22 protein-coding genes are annotated in these 23822 nt (G+C 72.0%); 12 read left to right on the forward strand and 10 right to left on the reverse strand.

Translation table 11 applies throughout. From position 1 onward, the window contains the following. Positions 1 to 35 precede the first annotated feature (35 nt). The 3 genes from JOF36_RS13170 to JOF36_RS13180 form a co-directional block, all read right to left on the reverse strand. The gene (locus tag JOF36_RS13170) at positions 36 to 1340 is read right to left on the reverse strand and encodes an MFS transporter (protein ID WP_210027057.1); all 1305 of its coding nucleotides are present in this window, start codon (positions 1338 to 1340) and stop codon (positions 36 to 38) included. A 68-nt stretch (positions 1341 to 1408) separates the two neighbouring features. Next, on the reverse strand, positions 1409 to 1873 hold the full coding sequence (locus JOF36_RS13175; RefSeq protein WP_307862355.1) for a RidA family protein: 465 nt from the start codon (positions 1871 to 1873) through the stop codon (positions 1409 to 1411). After that, a complete protein-coding gene (locus JOF36_RS13180; RefSeq protein WP_245350816.1) occupies positions 1866 to 3497 on the reverse strand; it encodes a gamma-glutamyltransferase family protein in 1632 nt (543 codons plus the stop codon). Before JOF36_RS13180 ends, JOF36_RS13175 begins: the two co-directional genes overlap by 8 nt. A gap of 215 nt (positions 3498 to 3712) precedes the next feature. Between JOF36_RS13180 and JOF36_RS13185 the strand changes: the two genes are divergently transcribed. The 5 genes from JOF36_RS13185 (at position 3713) to JOF36_RS13205 (ending at position 8372) form a co-directional block, all read left to right on the forward strand. Beyond that, positions 3713 to 5356 (forward strand): hypothetical protein, encoded by a 1644-nt coding sequence (locus tag JOF36_RS13185; protein ID WP_210027059.1) that lies wholly within the window; start codon positions 3713 to 3715, stop codon positions 5354 to 5356. A 257-nt stretch (positions 5357 to 5613) separates the two neighbouring features. Beyond that, positions 5614 to 6354 (forward strand): iron-containing redox enzyme family protein, encoded by a 741-nt coding sequence (locus JOF36_RS13190; protein ID WP_210027061.1) that lies wholly within the window; start codon positions 5614 to 5616, stop codon positions 6352 to 6354. Positions 6355 to 6415: 61 nt separating this feature from the next. Beyond that, the gene (locus JOF36_RS13195; RefSeq protein ID WP_307862356.1) at positions 6416 to 6757 is read left to right on the forward strand and encodes a Rieske (2Fe-2S) protein; all 342 of its coding nucleotides are present in this window, start codon (positions 6416 to 6418) and stop codon (positions 6755 to 6757) included. Continuing rightward, positions 6757 to 7983 carry an NAD(P)/FAD-dependent oxidoreductase gene (locus tag JOF36_RS13200; RefSeq protein WP_210027063.1) on the forward strand — a complete coding sequence of 409 codons (1227 nt, stop codon included), beginning with the start codon at positions 6757 to 6759 and terminating at the stop codon, positions 7981 to 7983. The genes JOF36_RS13195 and JOF36_RS13200 overlap by 1 nt, the downstream gene beginning before the upstream one ends. A gap of 11 nt (positions 7984 to 7994) precedes the next feature. Further along, complete coding sequence (locus JOF36_RS13205) at positions 7995 to 8372, forward strand: Rieske (2Fe-2S) protein (RefSeq protein ID WP_210027064.1); 378 nt, start codon at positions 7995 to 7997, stop codon at positions 8370 to 8372. A gap of 17 nt (positions 8373 to 8389) precedes the next feature. On the opposite strand, the gene JOF36_RS13210 is transcribed toward JOF36_RS13205, so the two are convergent. From JOF36_RS13210 to JOF36_RS13225, 4 genes are read right to left on the reverse strand one after another with little or no spacing between them, the layout of a single operon-like run. After that, on the reverse strand, positions 8390 to 9277 hold the full coding sequence (locus JOF36_RS13210; protein ID WP_210027065.1) for a DUF6282 family protein: 888 nt from the start codon (positions 9275 to 9277) through the stop codon (positions 8390 to 8392). Between the two features lie 37 nt (positions 9278 to 9314). Next, positions 9315 to 10655 carry an MFS transporter gene (locus JOF36_RS13215; RefSeq protein WP_210027066.1) on the reverse strand — a complete coding sequence of 447 codons (1341 nt, stop codon included), beginning with the start codon at positions 10653 to 10655 and terminating at the stop codon, positions 9315 to 9317. After that, complete coding sequence (locus tag JOF36_RS13220) at positions 10652 to 11446, reverse strand: HpcH/HpaI aldolase family protein (protein WP_210027067.1); 795 nt, start codon at positions 11444 to 11446, stop codon at positions 10652 to 10654. Before JOF36_RS13220 ends, JOF36_RS13215 begins: the two co-directional genes overlap by 4 nt. After that, positions 11443 to 12360, reverse strand: a complete 918-nt coding sequence (locus JOF36_RS13225) for a cupin domain-containing protein (RefSeq protein WP_210027068.1) — start codon at positions 12358 to 12360, stop codon at positions 11443 to 11445. The genes JOF36_RS13220 and JOF36_RS13225 overlap by 4 nt, the downstream gene beginning before the upstream one ends. 150 nt (positions 12361 to 12510) lie before the next feature. Here JOF36_RS13225 and JOF36_RS13230 point away from each other — a divergent pair, with 150 nt between their 5' ends. Continuing rightward, the gene (locus tag JOF36_RS13230) at positions 12511 to 13293 is read left to right on the forward strand and encodes an IclR family transcriptional regulator (protein WP_210027069.1); all 783 of its coding nucleotides are present in this window, start codon (positions 12511 to 12513) and stop codon (positions 13291 to 13293) included. A 153-nt stretch (positions 13294 to 13446) separates the two neighbouring features. On the opposite strand, the gene JOF36_RS13235 is transcribed toward JOF36_RS13230, so the two are convergent. Together JOF36_RS13235 and JOF36_RS13240 are read right to left on the reverse strand one after the other, a co-directional pair. Then, positions 13447 to 14790 (reverse strand): MFS transporter, encoded by a 1344-nt coding sequence (locus JOF36_RS13235; RefSeq protein WP_210027070.1) that lies wholly within the window; start codon positions 14788 to 14790, stop codon positions 13447 to 13449. Positions 14791 to 14923: 133 nt separating this feature from the next. Further along, on the reverse strand, positions 14924 to 15541 hold the full coding sequence (locus JOF36_RS13240; protein ID WP_210027071.1) for a TetR/AcrR family transcriptional regulator: 618 nt from the start codon (positions 15539 to 15541) through the stop codon (positions 14924 to 14926). Positions 15542 to 15660: 119 nt separating this feature from the next. On the opposite strand from JOF36_RS13240, the gene JOF36_RS13245 reads away from it, so the two are divergent. The 6 genes from JOF36_RS13245 to JOF36_RS13270 are packed head-to-tail and all read left to right on the forward strand — an operon-like array spanning position 15661 to position 22186. Further along, entirely contained in the window at positions 15661 to 16560 is a 900-nt protein-coding gene (locus tag JOF36_RS13245) for a hotdog domain-containing protein (protein WP_210027072.1), read from the forward strand. Beyond that, positions 16557 to 17378 carry an alpha/beta fold hydrolase gene (locus JOF36_RS13250; protein WP_210027073.1) on the forward strand — a complete coding sequence of 274 codons (822 nt, stop codon included), beginning with the start codon at positions 16557 to 16559 and terminating at the stop codon, positions 17376 to 17378. Before JOF36_RS13245 ends, JOF36_RS13250 begins: the two co-directional genes overlap by 4 nt. Further along, on the forward strand, positions 17375 to 19015 hold the full coding sequence (locus JOF36_RS13255) for an AMP-binding protein (protein ID WP_210027074.1): 1641 nt from the start codon (positions 17375 to 17377) through the stop codon (positions 19013 to 19015). The genes JOF36_RS13250 and JOF36_RS13255 overlap by 4 nt, the downstream gene beginning before the upstream one ends. Before the next feature lie 5 nt (positions 19016 to 19020). Continuing rightward, the gene (locus JOF36_RS13260) at positions 19021 to 20238 is read left to right on the forward strand and encodes an acetyl-CoA C-acetyltransferase (protein WP_210035539.1); all 1218 of its coding nucleotides are present in this window, start codon (positions 19021 to 19023) and stop codon (positions 20236 to 20238) included. After that, positions 20235 to 21020, forward strand: coding sequence for an NAD(P)H-dependent oxidoreductase (locus tag JOF36_RS13265; RefSeq protein ID WP_210027075.1), 786 nt, complete (start codon positions 20235 to 20237; stop codon positions 21018 to 21020). The genes JOF36_RS13260 and JOF36_RS13265 overlap by 4 nt, the downstream gene beginning before the upstream one ends. Next, entirely contained in the window at positions 21017 to 22186 is a 1170-nt protein-coding gene (locus tag JOF36_RS13270; protein WP_307862357.1) for an acyl-CoA dehydrogenase family protein, read from the forward strand. Before JOF36_RS13265 ends, JOF36_RS13270 begins: the two co-directional genes overlap by 4 nt. A 51-nt stretch (positions 22187 to 22237) precedes the next feature. On the opposite strand, the gene JOF36_RS13275 is transcribed toward JOF36_RS13270, so the two are convergent. Next, positions 22238 to 23647 (reverse strand): MFS transporter, encoded by a 1410-nt coding sequence (locus JOF36_RS13275; RefSeq protein ID WP_210027076.1) that lies wholly within the window; start codon positions 23645 to 23647, stop codon positions 22238 to 22240. Positions 23648 to 23822 lie beyond the last annotated feature (175 nt).

Below are 23822 nucleotides of genomic sequence, written 5' to 3' on the forward strand. Positions count from 1 at the left end.
TCGGCGAGGGGCCCGTCCGTCGTTCCGTTCGCGGATCAGCCGCGGACCCGGCCGGTGAAGCTGACGGCGAGAGCGACGAGCGCGGACCCGGCACACACGAGGGCGACGGCCACGACCGACGCCCGATCGGCCGGGGCGTCGCCGACCGCCAGCGCGACCACCACGCCGCCGAGTGCGGCACCGACGAAGCGCAGCGAGTTGAAGACCCCGAGCCCGGCTCCGGAACCGGCCAGCTGCGCCGATCGGGCGGCCCCGGTGGCAGCCGGGGTCTGGGTCAGGGCCATGCCGCAGCCGACGGCAGCACAGACCGCGACCAGAGCGGGCAGGGCGGAAGCCGTCGCGAAGAACCAGGCCAGGGCGCCCGCGGCGGTGGCGAGGACGAGCAGCCCGCACCGCAGGGCCCACCGAGGGCTCCAGCCCTCGGTCAGCCGCCCGACGACCGGGGCGAGCACCGTCATCGCCGCGGGCACGGCGACGACCAGCAGACCGGCCTCGCGGGCGGGGAGCCCGAACTCGGCGAGCAGGAACAGCGGGACCGCCAGCAGGATCGCGGTCAGGCACAACATCTGGGCCAGCGCGGCCACCGACGAGCGCACGAACCGCGCGTCGAGGAACAGGCCGAGCGGGACGAACGGCCGGGCGACCCGTCGCTCGACGACGACGAACGCCCCCAGTGCCAGCGAACCCGCGCCGAACCCGATCCACACCACAGGCGAGCCCGGGCCGAGGGGTCCGAGCGCCGAGGCACCGACGAGCACCCCGACAGTGCCGAGGGTGAGGGTGAGGGCACCGCCGATGTCCAGCCGGGCCGCCCGTGGTTCGTCGTGCGGGAGCAGACGCAGCGCGCCCAGGAAGGCGACCAGTGCGAAGGGGACGATCACCGCGAAGACCGACCGCCAGCCGGTCGTGTCGGCCAACAGCCCACCGATCGTCGGCCCGGCGGCCTGGCCTGCGCCGTTGGCCGCCGCCCACCACGACACGGCGCGCCCACGGTGCTCGGGGGCTGCGGCCGCGGTGAGCAGTGCGAGCACCGTCGGCAGCACCAGCGCTCCGGACAGACCCTGGACCGCGCGGAACCCGACGAGGGTCGGCAGGTTCGGGGCGAGCGCCGCACCCGTTGCGCCGACGGCGACCCCGACCATCGAGATCAGGAAGAGTCGCCGCCGGCCGATCCGGTCACCGAGCCACCCGGCGATCGGGAGCATCGCAGCGCACGTCAGGTTGAACGCGACCACCACGAGCGTCCCGGCCGTCAGCGGTGCACCGAGATCGGCGGTGATGGCAGCGAGCGGCACCGTGACCAGGGTGTTCGCGATCGTGCTCGCGAACGTCCCGATCACCAGGAACACCATGGCCGGCCCGGGCCCTGTTCCGGTCCTCCGGGCCCGCAGTGCGTCGAGAGCGCCGGTCACCGGGGTCGGACCGGCGTGAGCGCGGCGGTGAGCTCGACCTCCACCGGGGCCCCGCCGGGTAGTGCGAGCACGCCGACGGCGGCCCGCACCGGCAACAGATCCGGGCCGAACCGGTCGGCGAGTACGGCGGATGCGCCGTCCGCGACGGCCGACTGGTCGGCGAAGTCGGCTGTGCAGGCCACCCACACGGTCATCCGGACGGGCCGGGCGAGGACCCGCCCGGCCGCGTCCGCGGCGGAGCGGCACGCGGCCAGCGCGTTCCCCACGGCAAGCCTGGCAGCCGCCGCGGCCTCCGGGACACCGACGGATTCTCCGACCCGGCCGGTCAACCTCAGCCGGCCGGCCCGGCGCGGTGTCATCCCGGCGCTGTGCACCAGGTCGCCCTCGACGACGGCCGCCACATACCGGCCCTGTGGGACGGGCGGTCCCTCCGCGGCCACCGGCCCGGTCACCTCAGACACCGAGCGCCACCCCTTCCTGGCGGAAGTCCGAGCCGCCGGCCAGGCAACCGGTGCGGTGATCGACCGACACGATCTGCGCGCTGCCACCCCCTCCGCCGTCGCCGACCCGGACGACGTGGTGCCCCCGCTCGGCCAGTCCGGCGAGCACCTCCGGCCCGAGGCGGTCCTCGCAGCGCAGCTCGGCCGCGCTGCCCAGGTCACCGGCGTCACTGCCCGGGAAGACCGAGAACCGGGGTGCGTCGACGGCGTCCTGCGGATCGGCGTCCTGATCGAGCAGATGGGAGATCAACTGAACGTTCCACTGCACCTGGCCGTCGCCGCCGGGCGTGTTGCCCACGTGCAGCAGGCGACCGTCGTCGTCGGTGACCAGCCAGGTGTTGAGGGTGTGCAGCGGGCGCCGTCGCGGGCGTACCTCGTTCGGGTGCCCGGGGACGAGGTAGGCGCCGCGGGCAAGCCGGTTGTTGAGCACGATCCCGGTGCCCGGCACGGTCGTCCCCGACCCGAAGGTGAACGCCAGCGACACGATGAGGCCGACGGCACGCCCGTCGCCGTCGACAGCCACCATCGACGTCGTGTCACCGTCGGGGCGGGCGCCGGCGGGCATCGGCAGGTCGCGCGCCCGGATCCGCTCCCGGGCCTCGGCGAGGGCTTCCGGGCTGCCGGCACGGTCCGGAGCGGGCCGGTCCGAACCTGCCCGGTCGTAGCGGTCGTCGAACGCGATGCGGGCCGCACCGGCGAGCCAGTGGACGGCCTCGGCACCGAGGGGCAGGGGCGCCGTACCGCCGGCCCGTAGCTCACCGTCGCAGACGGCGAGCTGGTCGACGACCATCCAGCCGGGTGTCGGCAGCGGAGTCTGGTAGACGTTCCTGCCCGCGTACCGGCCCCGGAGCGGTGCCTCCCCGACGACATGCCCGCTCGCCGCCCACTCGGCCCCGGAGAACGGCGCGCCGCCCGCGGCGAGAGCCTCGACCGCACGCTCGGCAAGGGTTCCCGTGTAGAGCGCGTCGGGATCGCGGGCGAGGGCGGCGATCGACCGGGCGAGCTCGGGCTGCGCGAGCCGGGTTCCGACGGCCGGGGCGCGTCCGTCGCGCAGCAACGCCGCGGCGGTCTCCGGGTTCGCGGCCAGCCGCTCGCGATGGCGGTCGATGTCGTCACGGGTCCGGGCCGTGCACGGCAGCCCGCCGGTGGCCATCCGAACCGCCGGTTCCCACAGCTCCGTCAGCGGGCGTGTGGCCCCGGCCGCATGCAGCGCGGTCAGTGCGGCGACCGCCCCCGGTGCGGCGACCGACAGCGGCCCGTACCGGGGGAGCAGTGCCGCACCGGCGTAACGGTCGGGGGTCCCGCCGTCCGGGCCGAAACCACTACCGCAGAACGCCTCTACCTGCCCGCCCGGCTCGTGGACCAGGGCGAACATGTCCCCTCCGACACCGCACTGCCCGGGCAGCGCGAGCCAGGCGACGGCGGCCATCGCGAGCGCCGCGTCGACGGCGTTGCCCCCTGTAGCGAGTACCTCCGCACCCGTCCGGCTGATCGCGGGATGGCTCGAGGTCACCATCCCGTCGGCTCCGAGCGCCGGTACACGGACGGACGAGGGGAACGCGGACGGGGGCGCGAGGGCGGTCATGCACGGCACGATCCATCGCGCTCGCTCGTGACGACTACGTGAAATCTGCACAGGCAGAGGGCCGCAGCCAGGGCACTGTGTCGTAACGACAACGTGCACAATCGGAAATCCGCGTGCTGTGCACTGTTGGCCTGGATGAGTGGCCGACGGCCTGTGAGTGTGTTCCGCCACACCACCACACAGCACCGCCGTCACTCGGCGGGAAGGAGGCCGCGGTGGCACTGACTGCTGCACACTGGGTCTATCTGGGCGGGATCCTGCTGATCCTCGGCACGATGAGCGCCCGGAAGAACGTCCTCGTCCCCGCACTGCTGGCGACGGTCGCGACCGCTTGGGCGATGACGGGGGACCCGATCGTTGCCGTCCAGGCGATCTTCAACGCCACACTCACAGCGGCTGCGGAGCTCTTCAACATCTTCCTGATCATCGCGATGGTGACCGCCCTGCTCGGCGCGCTCCGCGCAATGCACGCGGATCAGCGCATGGTCACCCCGTTCCAGAAGGTGATGCGCGGCGGGTGGTCCGCCTGGGCCGTGCTGATCGTGGTCACGTTCGGAGTCAGCCTGTTTTTCTGGCCGACGCCGGCGGTGCCGTTGATCGGGGCGATCCTGGTGCCGGCCGCGATCCGGGCGGGGCTTCCCGCGATGGGTGCCGCCATGGCGATCGCGGTGGCAGGGCAGGGCATGGCGCTGTCGAGCGACTACGTGATGCAGGTTGCCCCGGGGCTCTCGGCGACGGCGGCCGGCGCCGACCCGGAGCGGGTCGCCGACGTCGCACTCGTCCTGGCGATCATCACCGGGATCACCGCGCTGGCCATCATGGGGCTGATGCTGGCCCGGCACATGCGGACGCCCTCGGACGTGTACCTCGAGGAGTGGGAGGCCGGCGTGGTTACCGGGCCGCGACCCTCGGCCGGTCTGTTCCAGCGGTTGCGTCGGCGATTCGCCGGCGCCGGGACGACCGGCGACGGGGCCGAACCGCTCATCGTGACCGAGCAGACCGAGGAACGAGTGGCGGTCGGCGCAGCCGTGGGTGGGTCGCCGACCGGCGCGAGCGGTGCGGCGCCACCGCCGTCGGGCGGCTCCGGAGACGTCCCGGACCGCGACGAGAAGCCAACCGGAAAGAACACGCCGCCCCCGGACCCACGCACGGAGCGGTTGGCGAGGCTCTTCGCCGTCGCAGTGCCGGTGACGTTCGGACTGATGATCATCTACTTGGTGCTGGGCGAAGCGGGTGTGGTGCCTCCGGTTGAGAGCGGCTCCGCTGCAGCACTGGTCGGAGGGCTCGCAATCGTGCTCGCCGTGCTGGCCTGTGTCGCGCTTGACGGGCCCCGCGCCGCACTGACCTCGGTCGGTGAGCACGTGACCGACGGGCTCGTATTTGCGTTCCGGGCGATGGGCATCGTCCTGCCGATCGCCGGGTTCTTCTTCCTGGGCAACTCCGACTTCGCGGGGGACATCCTGGGACTGCCCGACGACTCTCAGGCGCCCTCCCTGCTGGTCGACATCGTCATGTCCGCGCAGCACCTCATCCCGAGCAACCCTGTCGTCGTGAGTTTCGGAGTGCTGATCGTCGGGCTGCTCGGCGGGCTCGACGGCTCCGGCTTCTCCGGGCTGCCGATGACCGGTTCACTCTCCGGTGCGCTGGGGCCGGCCGTCGGCATCGACCCGGCGACGCTGGCCGCCGTCGGGCAAATGGGGTCGATCTGGGCGGGTGGCGGCGTACTCGTGGCCTGGTCGTCACTGCTGGTCGTCGCCGGGGTGACCCGGGTACCGGTCATCGAACTCGCCCGACGGTGCTTCCTGCCGGTGATGGCCGGATTGGTCGTCTCGACACTGGTGGCCGCGACGTTCTTCTGACCCCTCGGCGGCATCTTCCGGCCCCGGATCCCCAGGCGTTGCCTGCGGATCCGGGGCCGTCGTCGTTTCGGTCGGGAACCGTGCGAAGTGCTGCAAGATTCCGCCCGTCCTTGTGCTGACTGACCGGCGATCCGGGGCCTCCCGCCACATAACGTCGAGGTCACCGGGTCGGAGGCAACGGTGGCGGAGCGATCGGCCGCCACGAAGGCCACGCCCGGGTCCACCCGATCTCCGAGCTTCCATCTGGAGGGTTCGCCATGACCCTGACCATCGACGAGACCACCGGGGCTCCCGCACCGGGTCTGCTCTCCCGGGAGGAATTCCGAACCGCCCTGGAGGACGCCATCAAGGGCCGCGAGGCGAAGAACGCCTCGTTCTCGAAGGCCTGGGCGGAGGGAACGCTCACCCGCGAGCACTTCAGCCGGTGGGCGGAGAACCACTACCACTACGTCGGCCCGTTCGCGGACTACCTCGGCTACATCTACGGCAACACCCCCGACCACTGCACCGACGCCAAGGACTTCACCCTCCAGAACATGTACGAGGAGGAGCTCGCCGACATCCGGCACACCGACCTCCTCATCCGGTTCGGCGAGGCGTGCGGGACCACCCGGGAGCAGATCGAGAACCCGGACAACATGAACGCGGTCACCCGTGGACTGCAGTCCTGGTGCTACGCCGTCGCGATGCGCGAGCACTTCGTGGTGGCCACCGCCGCGCTGGTCGTCGGGCTGGAGTCGCAGGTGCCGAGCATCTACCGCAAGCAGATCGTCCCGTTGCGGGAGACCTACGGCTTCACCGAGGACGAGATCGAGTTCTTCGATCTGCACATCACGTCGGACGTGGTGCACGGCGAGCGGGGCTTCCAGATCGTGCTGGACCACGCCGACACCCCGGAACTGCAGCAGCGCTGTCTGCAGTTCGTGCGCTGGGGCGCCGAGATGCGGTTCTCCTACACCCGCGCGCTCTACGACACCTACGTCGCGCCCACCCTCTGACCGCCCTGCCGCGGCGGGTGCACCCGCACCCGCCGCGGCCCGACGCCCGGGAGGAGGGCTCGTGAGCGACACCGATACCACGCATTGGATCGCCACCGTCCCGTTCACCGACCTCGCGCGCCGGCGCCGGACCCGCGTCGAGATCGGCGACGGGGCCGTGGCCCTGTTCCTCGTCGGGGACCGGGTGTTCGCCTTCGACGACACCTGCGTGCACAAGGGACGGTCGCTGTCCCGCGGTGTCGTCTGGCGGGGACGGGTCGTGTGTCCGGCCCACCAGTGGGCCTTCGATCCGGAGACCGGCCGGGCCGAGGGACGCGACGAGTGCCAGCCGGTCCACGACGTCCGGGTCGTCGACGGCGTGGTGCTCGTCGACCCCCGCCCCCGCAGCCAGGAGGAGATCTGATGCCCGACCTGCCCCGCAGCCTGGTCACCGTGGGTGCCGGCCAGGCTGCCGTCGCCGCGGTGCGGATGCTGCGCCGCCGCGGCTTCGACGGATCGGTGACCGTGCTGTCCGACGAGCCCCACCTGCCCTACCAGCGCCCGCCGTTGTCGAAGGACTTCCTGCGCGGCGAGACCGGGTCCGCCGACCTGGTGCTGCTCGACGAGGCCTGGGCCGCGGCGAACGACGTCGTGTTGCGGCAGGGGAGTGCGGCCGCGGCCGTCGCTCCCGGTGAGGTGCAACTCGTCGACGGCTCCCGCGTGAACGCGGACGCGATCCTGCTGGCCACCGGGGTGCGGGCGCGCACGTTGCCGGGGGTGGCCGGCGAGCGTGTCGTCCACCTCCGCACGGTCGCCGACGCCGTCCGGCTACGCGACGCGCTCCCGACGATCGAGCGACTCGCCGTCGTCGGTGGCGGACTGATCGGTGCCGAGGTGGCGTCGTCGGCTCGTGACCGGGGAATCGACGTCACGGTGCTGGAGGCAGGGCAGCTGCCGATGCTCGGTCAGCTCGGCCCGCGGATGGCCGAGTTCTGCGCGGAGCTGGCGCGCGACCACGGGGTGGACCTGCGGTGCGGACAGGAGATCGGGTCGGTCGAGGAGACCTCGGGCGGAGTCGCGATCCGGACCGCGACCGGGCGCGTGGAGGCGGATCTGGTGGTCGTCGCCGTCGGTTCGGTGCCGAACGACGAGCTGGCCCGGGCGGCCGGCGTCGCCACCGACCCGGTTCGTGGCGGCATCGTCGTCGACAACTCCTGTCGCACCTCTGCCCCGGGCGTCTTCGCCGCCGGGGACGTCGCGACCCGTGCCGTGGGGGACGGGTACCTGCGGACCGAGCACGTCGACAACGCCACGACCCAGGGCGGGACGGTGGCCCGGGCGCTGCTCGGCAAGCCGGCCCCGCCCGCCGAGGCGCCGTGGTTCTGGTCCGATCAGTACGACCTCAACCTCCAGTTCGTCGGACACGCCCCACCCGAGGCCGAGATCGTGGTCCGCGGCAGCGTCGCCGACCGGGACTTCACCGCCTTCTACCTGTCCGACGGGCGCGTCCGGGCCGCCTTCGCCGTCGAACGGGGTGGTGACGTCCCCGCCGCACGGCAGTTCCTCGCGCTCGGGACGCCGGTCCCGCGTGAGGTCCTGGCCGACGACGACCAGGACCTCTTCGACCTACTCGACAGCATCACCGCCTGAGGAGAGACGCCGTGGAGTTCCACAAGATCGCCCGTTCCGGTCAGATCCCCGAAGGGGTCGTGCGCAGGTTCTTCGCCGGTGAGGTCGAGATCGCGGTCTCGCGCTCCGACGGCGAGGTCCACGCGACGTCCAACTACTGCAGCCACCTCGACTGCCTGCTCTCCAGCGGCAAGGTCACCGACGAGGGGCTGTTGTGCTCCTGCCACGGAAGCGTCTTCGACTACGGCTCCGGCGAGCCGCTGTGCCCACCCGCGACGCGTCCGATCACCGTGTTCCCGGTGCGTGAGGAGGACGGACACGTCCATGTCGGTATCGACGCCGAGCTCGCCGAATCCGCTATGCGCCGCCGCGCGGTGGGGGCGCGGCGGCTCGGGGATCCGGCGTCCTGAGTGTCCGGGACGGGTTCTCAGTCGCTGAGTGAGAGCAGCTCGCGGGGGTTGTCGTGCACGATCCGGCGCAGGTCCTTCTCCGCCAGCCCGAGGTCCAGCAGCGCCTCGGCGACGCGCCGGAAGGCGTCGACCGGGCGGGGGAAGCCTGCCTGGCCGAGGTCGGACCCGATCAGCGTGTTCTCCGGCCCGAGTGCCGAGATCCACTCCATGAGCTGCTCGACCGGCCAGCGCATCCGGGCGCCCGGGTCGTACATGTGCAGCTCGTGCTCGATCAGCGCGCCGCCCTCGATGTAGCTCAGGCACTGCTTCGGGTCGGCGCCGATCACGAAGTCCGGATGCGACACGACGAAGTTGCGCACTCCCCGGTCCCGGGCGGCGGCAAAGCACGCGCTGATGTCCTCGGGGTGCAGGTGCCCGCCGTTGAGGACGGCATCGTGCTCGGCGATCAGGTCGAAGATCGGGAGCAGCTCCGGCACGACCTGCCCGTCCCGGACGACCTCGATCCGCTCCGCGGTCAGTTTCACGGTCGGGGTGGGGAACCCGAGGTTCTCCGCGTGGCAGTCGATGTGCCGGCCCGACGACACGGTCGGCAGGTAGACGATCTTCCCGCCGAGCCCGAGGCAGAGCTGCACCTGGGCGAGGTTGAGGCCGCCGACGGTGGTGTTGAGCGCGACCGCGCCGATCACCTCGGTCGGGATGTCGGCGAGCAGCGGGCGTTGGGCGAGCACATCCATCTGGGTGTTGTGGTGGTGGCACTTGGCGACCATCGCCCGCATGCGCAGGCGCTCCCAGCCGTCACGGGCACCGCCCGCGTGGTCGAACTCCCGGGGCATCGGGGACGGTCCGGAGTGGCAGTGCATGTCGACGAGACCGTCGAGGACTGCGTCGATGGCATCGGTGGTCATGGTGTCTCCTCGAGGTATGTAAGGGATGCGGGCCGGGTCAGCTGTGCATGTCGACGTCACGGGTCTCCGGCCCCAGCCAGGCGCCGGCGGCGGTCAGCAGACCCCCGATCGTGACCAGAGCGGCGGGGGCGAGCTCCGGACCGACGATCGCCTCGAGCCCGAGCAGGTAGTAGGCGAAGAAGGCCGGCAGTACCAGCGCCAGGCTGTAGCCGATGCCGTATCCCGTCGCCCGCATCGAGGCGGGGAACCGCTCGGTCATGTAGGCGGCCACCGGTCCGAACGCCAGGATCCCGACGGTGAAGGCCACACTCAGCAGCCCGGTGGACGTCCAGAACCCGAGTCCGGCGGAGGTGCCGAGGACGGCGAGGGTCCCGGCGCCGACCACGGCGACGAGTACCCCGGTCCCGATGTAGAACGGGCGGCGACCGAACCGTTGGCTGAGCAGGCCCGCCGGTGGGTAGGTCGCGGCGCTGATCAGCGACGCGATCACCAGGGCGATCGTGAGCTGGGTGGACGTCATCCCGGCTGCCGTGGACGCCAGTTCCGGCAGGATCGTGACGGTCACGTTCAGGACGGTCCAGATGCCGGTCATGAGGACGAAGACCTGCAGCAGGCTGCTCCGGTGCGCGCCGAGGAACAGCTCGCGCAACGGCGAGACCCGCTCCTGCGGGGCCTGTTTCTGGTGCTCTTCGGACTCGGGCACGTACTTGACGAAGTAGACGAGCACCACGAGCGCGAGCAGCGATCCGATCACGAACGGGATGCGCCATCCCCACGTCGCGTACGGCGAGTCCGCCGGGCCCGAGGGGAAGATCTGCAGCAACACCAGGGTGAGCAGCGAGATCAGGCACAGCGCGAGCGGGGAGGTCATGGTGATGAATCCGCTGGCGAGGCCGCGGCGACGCTTCGGCGTCCACTCCATCGCGAGCGGGATCGCCGCGGTGTACTCGCCGCCGAGGAACACGCCGTCGAGCAGCCGCAGCGCGATCAGCAGTGCGACCGCCCAGAGCCCGACGCTCGAGTAGCCCGGCAGCAGCGCGATGATCATCGTGGTCACCGCGATACCGGCGATGGCGATGATCGTGGCCTTGCGCCGGCCGGTCCGGTCGGCGAGCACCCCGAAGATCACGGCACCGATCGGCCGTCCCAGCAGGGTCGCGGTGAAGATGAAGGCGGCGACGATCGTCCGCGTGCTCGTGTCGAGGTCCGGTGGGACGAAGTAGGCCATCGCCGGTGCGAGCGCGATGACGGGGACGTAGATGTCGAACTGGTCGACGAAGTAGCCGGTGACGCCGCCGGTGAGCGCGCGGCGGCGTTCCGCGGAACGGTCTGCGGCCGGGGCGGTGCCGGGCCGGTCGTCGTGCGTCGAGGAGGTCATGGCTGGTCCTTCGCTGGGCCGGTGCGTGGTGGCGACGGGTCGCCGGCCGCCCGGAGGTCGTGGACGATCTCGTGCGCCGACCGGCCGAGCATCGTGGCGTCGTTGCCGACGAGGACGAAGTCGTAGTTCAGGGGGAGGGCCCGCGCGGCCGTGGCGGAACCGACGGCGGTACCGAGCGGCACCCGGTGCGCCTCGGCGGCCTTGCCGACCCGGGCGAGCAGCTCGCCGAACTCGGCGGAGTCCGCGGGGAGACCGGTCGCGACCGCGAGATCGGCCGGGCCCACGAACAGCGCGCCCAGCCCCGGCACCCGTGCGATGTCCTCCACCGCCGCGACCGCCTCGGGGCTCTCGAGCTGGGGCACGACCGCGACGTGTTCGCCGCCGGCAAGATAGCCGTCCGGATCGGAACCCCAGCCGCCCGCGCGCACCGTCGGCCCGTAACCCCGGGTGCCGTGCGGCGGGAACCGGGCGTGCGCGACCACGGCCCGCGCGTCGGTGCCCCCGTCGACGTGCGGGACGAGGACGCCGGCGGCGCCGGAGTCCAGCACCCGCCCGATCGTCGACGCCCCGCGGTCGGGCACCCGGACCAGCGCCGGGATCCCACATCCCCGTGCGACGCCGATCAGCTGGTGGACGGTGCCGACGCCCAGCGGGGCGTGCTCCATGTCGAGGGCGACGAAGTCGAAGCCGGCCGCGGCCACCAGCTCCACGCTGTCGGCGACCGGGAGCTTGATCCAGGTCCCGTAGCGGGTCCCGTCACCGGTGAGGAGCTCACCGAACGCCACGGTCACGACGGGGCCCCGGGCGGCATCGGGTACTCGTCCGCGTTGAGCACCCAGCCCGGCCGCTCGGAGAAGTCCAGCCGTGGCGGGCAGAAGACGTCGATCAGCTGGTTGACGCCCTGACCGACCGAGCGGCTGGTGTGCACCGCGGGCGGCGGGATCACGGTGACCGACGGACTCGCCACCTCGACGTGCTCGTCCGGCCGCCAGTCCGCCAGGTTCCTCGTCCACGGCGTCCTGATGTGGTGCACCCACCGGCCCGCGACGGTGAGCGAGTACTGCTCGAAGTCGTCGTGGTGGTGCGGCGAGAGGTTCGCGGTGTCGCGCGGACCGAAGTCCGCGTCGAACAGGTTGACCATGACCGTGCTGCATCGGAAGAGGCGACCGAAGCGGCCCTGTTCGTAGGGGTGGTCGGCGACCGGGTAGACCCGGATCCGGGGGCCGTCGACCGGGCCCGGCCACGGGGCGAACGGCGTGACGTTCGGATCGGGATCGGCGTATGCGGCCCGGTTGCGGCACAGTTCCTGCAGATCAGTGGACCGGGCCGAGAACAGCCTGATCACGGTCGTGTCTGAGTGCACCTCGAGGTGGCTGTCACCGGCGGGAACCACGACGACCGACCGATCGGTGACCTTCGCCCGCTCTGTCCCCGCCCCGATCTCGGCGGTGGCCCCGGCGTCGGGGAACAGGGCCATGTACTCGTCGGGCTGGCCGGTACGTGCGAGCCGCTCACCGGCTCGGGCCTGGGTGTGCGCGACGACGGCGTTCTGTCCCCGGACCCACCACGTGCGGCTCCCGAGGGTGGTGATCTCGGCCGGCTCCAGCTCGCTGAGGTCCAGGAACCGGGCCGGGACGTTCGGTCGATCGGGTGTCTGCCGGCCGGCCGCGATGGCCGATCGGGGGTCGTTGGCTCCGTACGACATCCTGCTCCTCTATGATGTTCACATCGTGAAGCTTTAGTTCGTGATGTGAACAGAGTGACATCGGTCGACCTCGGCGTCAACGGGGTCCTTCCTCGCCGACGGACTACGGTTCGTTCGACCGATCCCGTGGTGAGAGGTGAAGGAATCCGCATGGAGGAGCCGGTGCAGCGCGGGGCCGAGGGGGCATCGTCGGACATCCAGGCGGTGACGCGGGCGAGCCAGATCCTCGCCCTGTTCCGGCCCGACCGGCCGCAGCTGACCGTGGCGGCGGCGGCCACCGAGCTGGGGCTCAACCGGACGACAACCCACCGGTACTTCGCCTCGCTGGTGTCCAGCGGCCTGCTCGAACGCGGACGCGACGGGGTGTCGTTCGTTCCGGGAGGACTCCTCGTCCAGCTCGGCACCTTCGCACTGGGCCGGCGCGCCGTCGTCGACCTCGCGCCAGCGCACCTGGCGAAGCTCTCCCGGACCACCCGGCTGTCGTCCGCGCTGAGCCTGTGGGGATCGACCGGCCCGGTCGTGACCCGGGTCGAGGAGGACGGCACGAGCGCGGTGGTGGTGTCGGTGCGCGTGGGACACCAGCTACCTGTCGACACGGCGCAGAGCCAGGTCTTCCTCGCCTTCATGGCCGACCGGTCCCGGGCCGAGCGGCTGCTCGCCGGTGACACCGGACTGGCCGAGCGCGTCGAGGAGGTGCGGCGCACGGGCCTGTCGTCGACCCACATCGCCGAGTCCGACATCACCGCGGTGGGCGCTCCGGTGTTCGACGAGGCGGGTATCTGCGCCACGATCGCCGTGATCGGGACTGCGCGGACCCTCCCGGTCCGCGAGCCGCACGAGGCGGGCCGAGCACTGGCTGACGCCGCATACGCGCTGAGCGCGGAACTCGGCGGCGAGCGCCACTACCCGGACGGGTTCCCGGGTTGCCCGTGATGGCGTGCCCGACGACGAACGCCGCCGCGCGCGGAGGTCGTTCACGGCGGCGAGCCAAGAGTGCCGAGCGGGCATGGCGACCTCACACCGGTTCGCTCCACCTCACACGTGTTGCAGCGGGTGTGCGGAGCAGTGAACCGGTGTGAGGTGGCCTCACCGCGAGGTGCGCTCGGCTGCGGCGGACGAGGTCTCGTAGAGGTCCCGGCGGAAGTGCTCCCGGATCGTCACGACGGAGACGAACGTGACGACGGCACAGGCCAGGATGTAGGCCGAGACCGACCAGGAGCCGCCGGTCGCGGCGAGCAGCGCGGTCATGATGAACGGCGCGAGGCCGCCGGCGAAGACCGAGGCGAACTGGTAGCCGAGCGACGCGCCGGAGAAGCGGACGTCGGCCGGGAACATCTCCGCGTAGAGCGCGGCCTGCGGACCGTACATCGTGGCGTGGATGGTGAAGGCGATCAGCAGTCCGATGAAGACCAGCGGGGTCGAGCCGGTGTCGACCAGCCAGAACAGCGGGAAGGCGAACAGTCCCATCAGGACGGTGCCGATGAGGTAGAGCTTCTTCCGCGACCCCATCCGGTCGGTGAGCCCGCCGAAGAACGGCATGCTGACGACCTGGGTGAGTCCGGCGATCATGACGCACCACAGGATCGCGTTGCGGGACATGCCGACGGTATCCGTCGCGTAGTTCAGGATCCCGCTGATCAGGATGTAGAACGTGGCGTTGACGACGAAGAACGCCCCGGCCGCCTGGAGGATCTCCCGGCCGTGCAGGCGGACCGCCTCGACCAGCGGGGCCTTGCGCAGACCCGCCTCGCGCTTCGACTCGGCCGACTCCTGCTGCATCTGCCGGAAGACCGGAGTGTCCTCGATCTTCATCTGGACGTACGCGCCGATCAGCACGAGGAACAGCCCCGACAGGAACGGGATGCGCCAGCCCCAGGAGCCGAACTGCTCGTCGGTGAGCGTCGAGGAGAGGATCAGGAAGAACAGGTTGCCGGCCACCGCGCCGACGATCGCCCCGGTCTGGACCAGGCTGCCGTAGAAGCCGCGCCGTTCGACGGGTGCGTGCTCGGTGAGCAGCAGTGCCGCGCCGCCCCACTGGGCCCCGACGCCCAGGCCCTGCACGAGCCGCGCGACCACCAGCAGGACCGGTGCCCAGACGCCGATCGAGTCGTACCCGGGGAGCACGCCGATCGCGAACGTCGACACGCCCATGAGCAGCATCGACGCGACCAGCGGAGGTTTGCGTCCGAACCGGTCGCCCACGTGCCCCGCGATCACGCCGCCGAGCGGGCGGGCCACGAAACCGACCGCGAGCGTCGCGAACGACGCCAGGGTCCCGGCGACCGGACTGACCGACGGGAAGAACAGCTCGTTGAACACCAGAGCGGCCGCGGTGGCGTAGACGAGGAAGTCGAACCACTCGAGCGCGGTGGCGAACACCGCCGCCGTGGCGAGCTTGCCCATCTTCGCGGGCGGTACGTGCTGGTTCATACGGGTCTCACCTCCGGGCCGCTGCGATGCGGCCGCGCCGTGCCGGGGTCAGATCGCTCGGTAGTAGTAACGAACGATCGTTCTGGCAACGTACCGATGCGACCCGAAAGTGGCAAGGGCGACGGCGCGGGCGTCAGCGGGGGAGGGGGCCCTCGACCAGGGCCAGTGCGAACCGCGCGTACTGCTCGGCCAGCTGTCCGCGGCTGAGCGGCCCGTCCGGGCGGTACCAGCCCGCGATCGCGCCGGCGGCGCCCAGGATCGCGCGGGCCGCGTCGTCGGCGTACGGGGTGTGGAAGCTGCCCTCGGTCGTGCCCTGGGCGATGATCCGCTCGAAGGTCGCCTCGGTCGCGTCCCGGTCGACCACCAGCGCGTCCCGGTCCTCGGCGTCCAGGAAGCGCACGTCGTTGGTGGACACGACCATCGCCACCCGGTGGTCGACGACGAATCCCACGTGTGCCCGGACTGCCTCGCGCAGCCGGGACGGCGCGTCGTCGCCGGCCTGATCGACCGCGGTGCGCACGCGTCGCTGCAGCTCGTCGTTGGCGTGCCGCATGGCCGCGGCCAGCAGTTTCGACTTCGACGGGAAGTAGTTGTACAGGTTCGAGAGGCTGGTCCCGGCGCCCTTCGCGACGTCGCGCATGGACGCGCCGTTGAAGCTCTTGGTGCCGAAGGCGTGGATGGCGGCATTGAGGATCGCCGCCTCGTTCCGACGGCCGGTCTCGGCGACGAGGGCCGAAGAACGGGTGTTCATATCGAGAGCCTAACGCACCCACAGGGCGCGGTCGGTTCGTCCTTGACTCGCTTCGACTGCGGTCGTAGCGTCCGACACAAGAACGTTCGTTCGTTACGCCCGGCCGGAGAGGACGATCCATGACGAACAGCACCGCTGCCGGTGCGACCGTGGTTGCGGCGGACCTGCCGGAAGCCGGGCCCTGGTTCGAGGACTTCGAGGTGGGTCAGGTCTTCACCGGCCCGCCGCGGACCTTCTCCGCAGCCGTCGTCGCGGCGTTCGCCGAGCTCAGCGGCGACCGCGCGGCCCTGCACACCGAGCACGGCCACACCGCCGACGGGCGACCGCTCGTACACGGGCCGCTCGGCATCGCCGGCTTCTTCGGCTGGCACCACGATCTGGGGCTGTCCGCTCACGTCGAGGCGGCCCTGGACACCCACTGGGACTATCTCGCCCCGATCCACGTGGGCGACTCGGTGACCTACGAGATGACCGTCGTCCGAGCCCGCCGCACCTCCACGCTGCGCAACGGTGTCCTCGGGCGGCACGTCGTCGTCCGCAACCAGGACGGTGTCGTGGTCCAGCAGGGTCGCACCTCCGCGCTCGTCACGGCGCGCTCGGCCGTCGACGACGCGGCCGGCCGGATCGGGTCGGCGTTCGCCACCCCCGCCTGGACGCGGGCACTCGCCGAGCGTCTCGGGTCCTCGGAGGCGTTCACCCGGGCGACCGGCACCTGGGACGGCTCGATCGGGCTGCGGTTCGGCGACGACGTCGTGCAGTTCCGCATCTACCGCGGGAGGGTGCTGGAGAGCGGGCGGCGCACGCCGAGCGGGCCGACCTTCGTCGTCGGCGCCTCCGACCTCACCTGGGTCCGGCTGATCACCGGCCCGGTCAACGACTTCACCGTCCGGACCATGCGCGACGAGTTCCACACGGACGGCAACGCCTACGAGTACCTCCGGCTGACCGCCGCCCTCGTCGCCCTGGTCGACGAGGCACGGGCGCTCGCCGGTGCCGAACGGAAGGACGACGACCGATGAGGGCGCAGTACATCGAGGTCGGGGGCACGCGCTCGTTCGTCCTGGAGGAGGGCGACGGGCCGCCGGTCCTGTGCCTGCACACCGCGGGCCAGAACGGCGTCCAGTGGCGGGACGTGCAGTCCGGGCTCGCCGCGCAGGGCTACCGGGTGGTGGTCCCGGACCTGCCGGGGCACGGTCGCTCCGAGCCCGCGGCCGGCGGCCCGGTCCGCGACCTCGGCGTGTACGCGGCCTGGTGCGAGGAACTGATCGACCGGCTGGGGTTGGAGCGGCCCTTCGTCGTCGGCTGCTCGATCGGCGGGGCGATCACCCTGCAACTCGCCGTCCGCTGCGGCGACCGGCTCGTCGGGGCGGTCGCGATGGCCGCGCACGGCGGGACGGACTCGCCGGGACTCACCGTGCGCGGGCTGGAGCGCGAGCTCGTCGACGCGTCGGCGCCGAGCCGGTCCGACCGGACCTACTTCGGCACGCTCGCCGTGGTCGGGAGCCGGGTACCGGCCGCGCGGGCGGAGCTCATCGCCCGCATGCACCGCCGCGAGGACCCCGAGGTCTCCAGCAGCGACCTCATCGGCTGGACGACCCACGACGTCCGCGACGGCCTGCCCGGGGTCACCTGCCCCACCCACCTGGTCGTCGGCGCCGACGACCTCTGGCTGGACCCCGCCGAGGTGCGGCGCACCGCCGATCGCATCCCCGACGCCCGCTACACGCTGCTCGAGGGCATCGGGCACTACCCGATGGAGGAGCTCGACGGCTTCGCCGGGACCCTCGACGGCTGGCTGCGGGAGCTGGCCGGGCACCGATCCGCGGTGACGTCGTGACGTCCGGGCCGACGCTGACCGATCTCCTGACCGACACGGTTGCGGCCGCGCCGGACTCGGTGGCACTCGTCGACGGCGGCACGCAGCCCCGCCGGGTGACCCGTGCCGAGCTGTGGCGGCGCACCGTCGTGCTCCGCGACGACCTGCGCGAGCACGGGGTGGGCGAGGGCGACTGCGTCGGGGTGTGGCTCCCGAACTGGTCGGACGCCGTCGTCGCACAGTTCGCGGTCGCCGCGCTCGGTGCGCACGTGATCGGCATCAACACCCGCTACGGCGTCGCCGAGGTGGCCCACGTGCTCGGCCACGCGCGGCCGGGCGCCGTGCTGGTCGCCCACGACTTCCTCCACCTCGACCTGCGCGCGACGTTGCACGACGCGGTGGCGGCGGCCGGCGTCCCCGCGCCGTCGGTCGCGGTGCTCACCGGGCCGGGGCAGGACCCCGCCGCACCGGACGAGGTCGCCGGCTACGACGCCGGCGCGGGCGCCTGGATCCTCACCCCGGCCGGCACCACCGGCGACCTCGACCTCGATGCGCTGCGCGGTACGCCGGACGGGCTCGCGGTGGCGTTCACGACGTCCGGATCGACCGGCATGCCGAAGCTCGCCGCCCACCGTGGCAGTGCCGTCGCGGCGCACGCCCGCCACGTCGCCGTGGCAGGCGGATGGGACGAGAACTCGGTCAGCCTCGTCGTCCTCCCGCTGTCCGGGGTGTTCGGCTACGTCCCGGCGTTCACGGCGATCGCGGCGGGCGGCACGGCACTGCTGGAGTCCACCTTCGACACCGAGGTCGTCGTGGGGCACATGGCGGAGTTCGCGGTGACGCACCTCGCCAGTGCCGACGACGTCGGCGGACGGCTGATGGCGCAGTGGCGGGAACACCCGGCCGACCTCAGCACCTGGCGCCGGATGCTCCTCGGCGACTTCTATGGCAACTCGATGCAGGTCGCAGCCTGGACCGACGACGAGCTGGGCATCCCGACGCTGGGCATCTACGGCTCCAGCGAGACGTTCGCCCTCGCCGCGTTCTGGCGCGAGGACGACCCGAGCCCGGCACGCAGGCGGGGCGGCGGGCGTCCGGTGTTCGACGGTATCGAGGTCCGCGCGGTGGACCCGGTCACCGGCGGGGCCCCGGCCGGCGACGAGCCCGGGGAGCTGCAGTTCCGGGGGTACAACGTGGTCGACGCCTACCTCGGTGACGACGACGGGGCGATCCGGGCGCGGTCGTTCACCGCGGACGGCTGGTTCCGGTCGGGCGACCTCGGCACCGTCCGTGCCGACGGCAGCTTCGACTACCTGTGCCGGATGGGCGACTCGCTGCGCCTGCGCGGGTTCCTCGTCGAACCCGCGGAGATCGAGGTACGGCTGGCCGAGCACCCCGCGGTGGCCCGGACCAAGGTCGTCGGCGTGACCGTCGACGGGGACACCCGGGCGGTCGCGTTCGTCGAGGCCACACCCGGCACCGAGCCCGACCCGGCCGAGCTGCGCGAGTGGTGTGCGGCGACCCTGGCCCGGTTCAAGGTGCCCGCGTCCGTGCACGTGATCGACGAGATGCCGACCACCGTCGGTACGAACGGGTCGAAGATCCGCGCGGGGGCGCTGCGCGAGCTGGCCGAACAGATGATCGAGGTCGAATCGTGAGCGGACTGTCCGATGTGGTGATCTGCGACCCGGTGCGCACACCGGTCGGCGCCGACGGGGGCGTGTTCGCCGGCCTCACCGCCGCCGACCTCGCCACCCAGGCCCTGCGCGGGCTGCGGGAACGGACCGGCCTCGGCGAGGGCGACGTCGACGACGTCGTGCTCGGCTACTGCTACCCGACCAGCGAGGCACCGGCGATCGGCCGGGTCGCGGCACTGAACGCCGGGCTCGGCGTCGGCGTCGGCGGCATGCAGCTCGACCGGCGGTGCGGCTCCGGGTTGCAGGCCGTGCTGCAGGCGGCGCTGACCGTGGGCCAGGGCTGGGCCGACGTCGTCGTGGCCGGTGGGGTGGAGGCCATGAGCCAGGCCGAGTACTACGCCCTCGGCCTCAAGGACGGGATCCGCGCCGACGAGCTGACCCTGGTCAACCGGATCGCGCGCGGGCGCACCACGGCCGGCGGCACCGACTTCCCGGTACCGGGCGGCATGCTCGAGACCGCGGAGAACCTGCGCGCCGAGTACCGGATCAGCCGCGCGGAGCAGGACGAGTTCGCCCTCGCGTCCCAGCAGAAAGCCGTCGCCGCCACCGAGGCGGGCCGGTTCGCCGACGAGATCGTGCCGGTGACCGTGCCCGGGACGCGACGAACGCCCGAGACGGTGGTGACCGTCGACGAGCACCCCCGCCCCGGTCTCACGATCGACGACCTGACCCGGCTGCGGCCGGTGCGCGGCGCTGTCGACCCGGACGCGACCGTCACCGCGGGCAACGCCTGCGGGCAGAGCGACGGCGCCGCCGTCTGCGTCGTCACCACCGCAGACCGGGCCGCCGAACTGGGCCTGACGCCGTACCTGCGGGTCGTGTCGTCCGCGGTGGCGGGGGTGCCGCCGCGCACCATGGGCATCGGCCCGGTGCCCGCGGTGGCCCGGGCACTCGACCGGGCCGGGCTGAGCCTCGCCGACATCGATCTCATCGAGATCAACGAGGCGTTCGCCGCGCAGGTCATCGCCTGCCTGCGGGAGTGGAAGCTCACCGCGGCCGACCACGAGCGGCTCAACGTGAACGGCTCGGGCATCTCGCTCGGGCACCCCGCCGGGGCCACCGGCGGCCGCATCCTCGCGACCCTGGCGCACGAGATGCGCCGCCGCAGCAGCCGCTACGGGATCGAGACCATGTGCATGGGCGGCGGGCAGGGGCTCGCCACGATCGTGGAGAGGATCGGATGAACGTCCTGTGGGTCTTCGCCCACCCCGAACAACGCTCGCTCGGAGGTGCGCTGCGCGACGACGCGGTCGCGGCCCTCGAAGGGGCCGGGCACCAGGTCACGCACTCCGACCTGTACGCGATGGGGTGGAACCCGGTCGTCACGGCCGCGGACTACGGCCACGACGCGGAGGAACGCTTCCGCGTCGGACCGGTGTCGGCCTCCGCGCTGCGCAACGGCACGCTGAGCGAGGACGTGGTCGCCGAGCAGATGAAGATCAAGTCTGCTGATGCGGTGATCGTCCAGTTCCCGCTCTGGTGGTACTCGCTGCCCGCGATCCTCAAGGGCTGGTTCGACCGGGTCTTCCTCAAGGACTTCGCCTACGGGATCGAGGACCCGTCGAATCCCGGGCGGACCCTGCGCTACGGCGACGGAAACCTGGCAGGCAAGCGAGCCCTCGTCGTGACGACCGCGGGCGGACGCGCCCCGGCCCTCGGGCCGCGGGGCCTCAACGGTGACATCTCCGAACTGCTCTTCGCCCTCCAGCACGGAACCCTGTTCTACGTCGGCATGGAGGTGCTCCCGCCGGTCGTCGTCCCCGGGGCCAACCGGGTGTCCGACGAGGAGTTCCGAGCCACCGCGGCGGCGCTGCGCGAGCGGGTGCTCTCGATCCCGAGCACGGAACCGATCGCCTTCCGCACCCAGAACGGTGGCGAGTACGACGACGATCTCGTGCTGCACGACCGGTACGCCCCCGGCATGGCGGGCCTGGGCGTGCACCTGCAACAGGAGCCGACGACGTGAGCGCACAGAGTGCCGGGATCTTCCTCACCGAGGACCGCCTCGCCATCCGGGACATGGCGCGCGAGTTCGCGATGAGAGAGGTCCTGCCGCGGGCGAACGAGCTCGACCCGGTGCAGGGCGAGATCCCGATGGATCTGCGCGCGCAGATGTCCGAGCTCGGCTTCTTCGGGATCCTCATCCCCGAGGAGCACGGCGGGTTGGGCCTGGGACTGTCCGAGTACGCCGTCGTCGTCGAGGAGCTGTCCCGGGCCTGGATGAGCGTGGCGAGCCTGATCGCCCGGGGCCAGCAGTTCACCGCCGGGTTCGACGCGGCGCAGCGCGAGCGCTACCTGCCCGCCATGGCCCGCGGTGAGTTCCTCAGCGCCTTCGCCCTCTCCGAGGCCGAGGCCGGGTCCGACGTGGCGAACCTGAGCTGTCGGGCCACCCCGGACGGCGACGGCTGGCGGATCACCGGCCAGAAGATGTGGTGCACGTTCGCCGACGGCGCCGACTACCTGCAGGTCTTCGCCCGGACCGGGCCGGTCGATCCCGCCCACCGCTCGCGCGGCGTGACCTGCTTCCTGATGCCGAAGGAACGCGGGTCGCTGCCCGACGGGGTGACCGGCACTCCGGTGCGGAAGATCGGTTACCACGGCTGGAAGACCTGGGAGCTGGCCTTCGACGACGCCTGGGCCGAGGAGGTCGTCGGTGAGCTCGGCAAGGGTTTCCGGGTCGCCATGGGGGACCTCGACACCGCCCGGATCCACACCGCCGCCCGCGCGATCGGGCTCGCCAGGGGCGCGCTGGAGGACTCGATCACCTACGCCGGTCAGCGCGTGCAGTTCGGCCGCCCGATCGGCGAGAACCAGGCGATCCGGTTCACGATCGCGGACATGGCCACGCAGATCGAGGCGTCCCGGGCCCTGATGTACCAGGTCTGCGCCGCGGTGGACGCCGGGCAGCCGAGCCCGGTGCAGGCGTCGATGGTGAAGCTCGTCGCCTCCGAGATGGCCGAACGCGTGACCAGCGAGGGACTGCAGATCCACGGCGGGGCCGGCTACACCACGGACTTCCCCGTCGAGCGGTACTGGCGTGACGCGCGCCTGACGAAGATCTTCGAGGGGACCTCGGAGATTCAGATGCGGATCATCTCCGACGCCCTGCTGGGTCGCCCGGACTCCCGCTGACGCCGCCCACTACACCGTCCGGCGGCTCAGCTCACAGGGCGCGACGGCGTGTCAGCTCGCGGCGGGTGTGCCCAGCAGGCGGGCCTTGTCCCGTTCCGGGTTCACCGTCAGCAACGCGATCACCGCACCGACCACGGCCATCACACCGAAGATCTGGAAGGCGGAGGCGTACCCCTCGGCGGGGGTGGCCGCGGCGTCGACGACGAGGCCGGTCAGGTACGGGCCGACGAGCCCGCCGGTCGCCATCAACGCGAGGAACACCCCGAGGGTGCCGGCGAGCTGCCGCGCCGGGACCACCTCGGAGATCGCCGAGTTGAGCAGCGGGAAGATGCTCGCGCCGAACGAGTACCCGACCGACACCACGACCACGGCCATCCACGGCACGTCGAACCAGGGCAGCGCCGTCAACGCCAGCCCGCACGCGAGCAGGCCGGTCGCGGGGAGCACGCCCCGCAGCATCCGCGACGTCGAGCCGCGGGAGATCAGGCGGTCGCTGACCCCGGTGAGCACGAACAGCATCAGCAGGCTGGCGATGCTGGGGAAGCCGAACATCACGCCGGCCTGCACCCGCGAGTACCCCAGTCCCTCCTCGAAGTACGACGGCAGCCAGGTCAGCACGACCGTCACCACCGCGTACATCGGGAGGATCGCCGCGACACCGCCGAGGAAGGTCGGGGTGCGCAGGATCCGGCCCCACGGCACGGCCACCACGGCCGGACCGGTCCGCGCGTCCTGCTGCGCCGCCGTGGTGTCGGCCCCCTTTGTCCCGGCCGGGGTGCCGATCGCCTTCGTCGCCGCCGGGGCGCCGGCCGGCTTCGTCGCGGCTCGCTTGCCGTAGGGGCCCTCCCGCCATGTCGGCAGCCAGACCAGGCACCACGTGACGCCGACGACCGCCAGGGTCACGAACGCTGCCCGCCAGCCCCACGTGGCCACGACCAGCGCCAGCACCGGCGCGATCGCGATCTTCGCGACGGAGGCGGCTGCGGTGATGCAGGCCGACGGCACGCCCCGCTTCTCCGGCGGATGCCAGGAGTAGACGCCGGTGTGGATCATCGCGCCGGAGGGGCCCTCGGCGAAACCGAGGACCATCCGGCTCACGAGCAGCACCGCGAACGTCGCCGAGAGGACGGCGGGCAGCATCGCCACGGCCCACCCGAGCGCGAGCAGCACCAGCGACCACTTCAGCGTCATCCACTTGTCGAGCAGGCCCGCGAAGAACCCGCCGATCGTGAAGGTCACGAAGAACGCGCTGCCGACCAGGCCGATCTGGGACGCGGACAGGCCCAGCTCGTCGGCGAGAGGTTGCGCGACGATCCCGAGGACGGCCTTGTCCGCCCAGTTGATCACGTAGAGCAGCACCAGCAGCCCGGTGAGCCCCCATGCCCTCGTACGGGACCCGGTGCCGGGATCCGGGGTGGTCGTCGCGGTGCCGGCCACCGCGCGAGCTGGGGCTGAGGCCATGTCATCGGACCCTTCGGAGCGGGAGGTACTCGTCGGTGAGGACCCACGGGTCGGCCGGTCGCCGGTACGGGCGAGGGAGGTCGAGTGGTCCGTGTGCCGGGCCAGTGAAGGAGACGTGGGTCGCACCGGTCAAAGACGGGGGCGCGAACACGGTGTGAGGCGTTGCCTATGTGAC

Origin of the sequence: Pseudonocardia parietis (genome assembly GCF_017876315.1) — a bacterium.
Classification (GTDB): Bacteria; Actinomycetota; Actinomycetes; order Mycobacteriales; family Pseudonocardiaceae; genus Pseudonocardia; species Pseudonocardia parietis.

Bases quoted from the DNA above. Each gene is read 5' to 3' on its own strand.
- JOF36_RS13180 (WP_245350816.1), bottom strand. From the start codon at position 3,497: ATGACCGCCCTCGCGCCCCCGTCCGCGTTCCCCTCGTCCGTCCGTGTA.
- JOF36_RS13190 (WP_210027061.1), top strand. From the start codon at position 5,614: ATGACCCTGACCATCGACGAGACCACCGGGGCTCCCGCACCGGGTCTG.
- JOF36_RS13200 (WP_210027063.1), top strand. From the start codon at position 6,757: ATGCCCGACCTGCCCCGCAGCCTGGTCACCGTGGGTGCCGGCCAGGCT.
- JOF36_RS13210 (WP_210027065.1), bottom strand. From the start codon at position 9,277: ATGACCACCGATGCCATCGACGCAGTCCTCGACGGTCTCGTCGACATG.
- JOF36_RS13215 (WP_210027066.1), bottom strand. From the start codon at position 10,655: ATGACCTCCTCGACGCACGACGACCGGCCCGGCACCGCCCCGGCCGCA.
- JOF36_RS13225 (WP_210027068.1), bottom strand. From the start codon at position 12,360: ATGTCGTACGGAGCCAACGACCCCCGATCGGCCATCGCGGCCGGCCGG.
- JOF36_RS13230 (WP_210027069.1), top strand. From the start codon at position 12,511: ATGGAGGAGCCGGTGCAGCGCGGGGCCGAGGGGGCATCGTCGGACATC.
- JOF36_RS13235 (WP_210027070.1), bottom strand. From the start codon at position 14,790: ATGAACCAGCACGTACCGCCCGCGAAGATGGGCAAGCTCGCCACGGCG.
- JOF36_RS13240 (WP_210027071.1), bottom strand. From the start codon at position 15,541: ATGAACACCCGTTCTTCGGCCCTCGTCGCCGAGACCGGCCGTCGGAAC.
- JOF36_RS13245 (WP_210027072.1), top strand. From the start codon at position 15,661: ATGACGAACAGCACCGCTGCCGGTGCGACCGTGGTTGCGGCGGACCTG.
- JOF36_RS13250 (WP_210027073.1), top strand. From the start codon at position 16,557: ATGAGGGCGCAGTACATCGAGGTCGGGGGCACGCGCTCGTTCGTCCTG.
- JOF36_RS13265 (WP_210027075.1), top strand. From the start codon at position 20,235: ATGAACGTCCTGTGGGTCTTCGCCCACCCCGAACAACGCTCGCTCGGA.
- JOF36_RS13275 (WP_210027076.1), bottom strand. From the start codon at position 23,647: ATGGCCTCAGCCCCAGCTCGCGCGGTGGCCGGCACCGCGACGACCACC.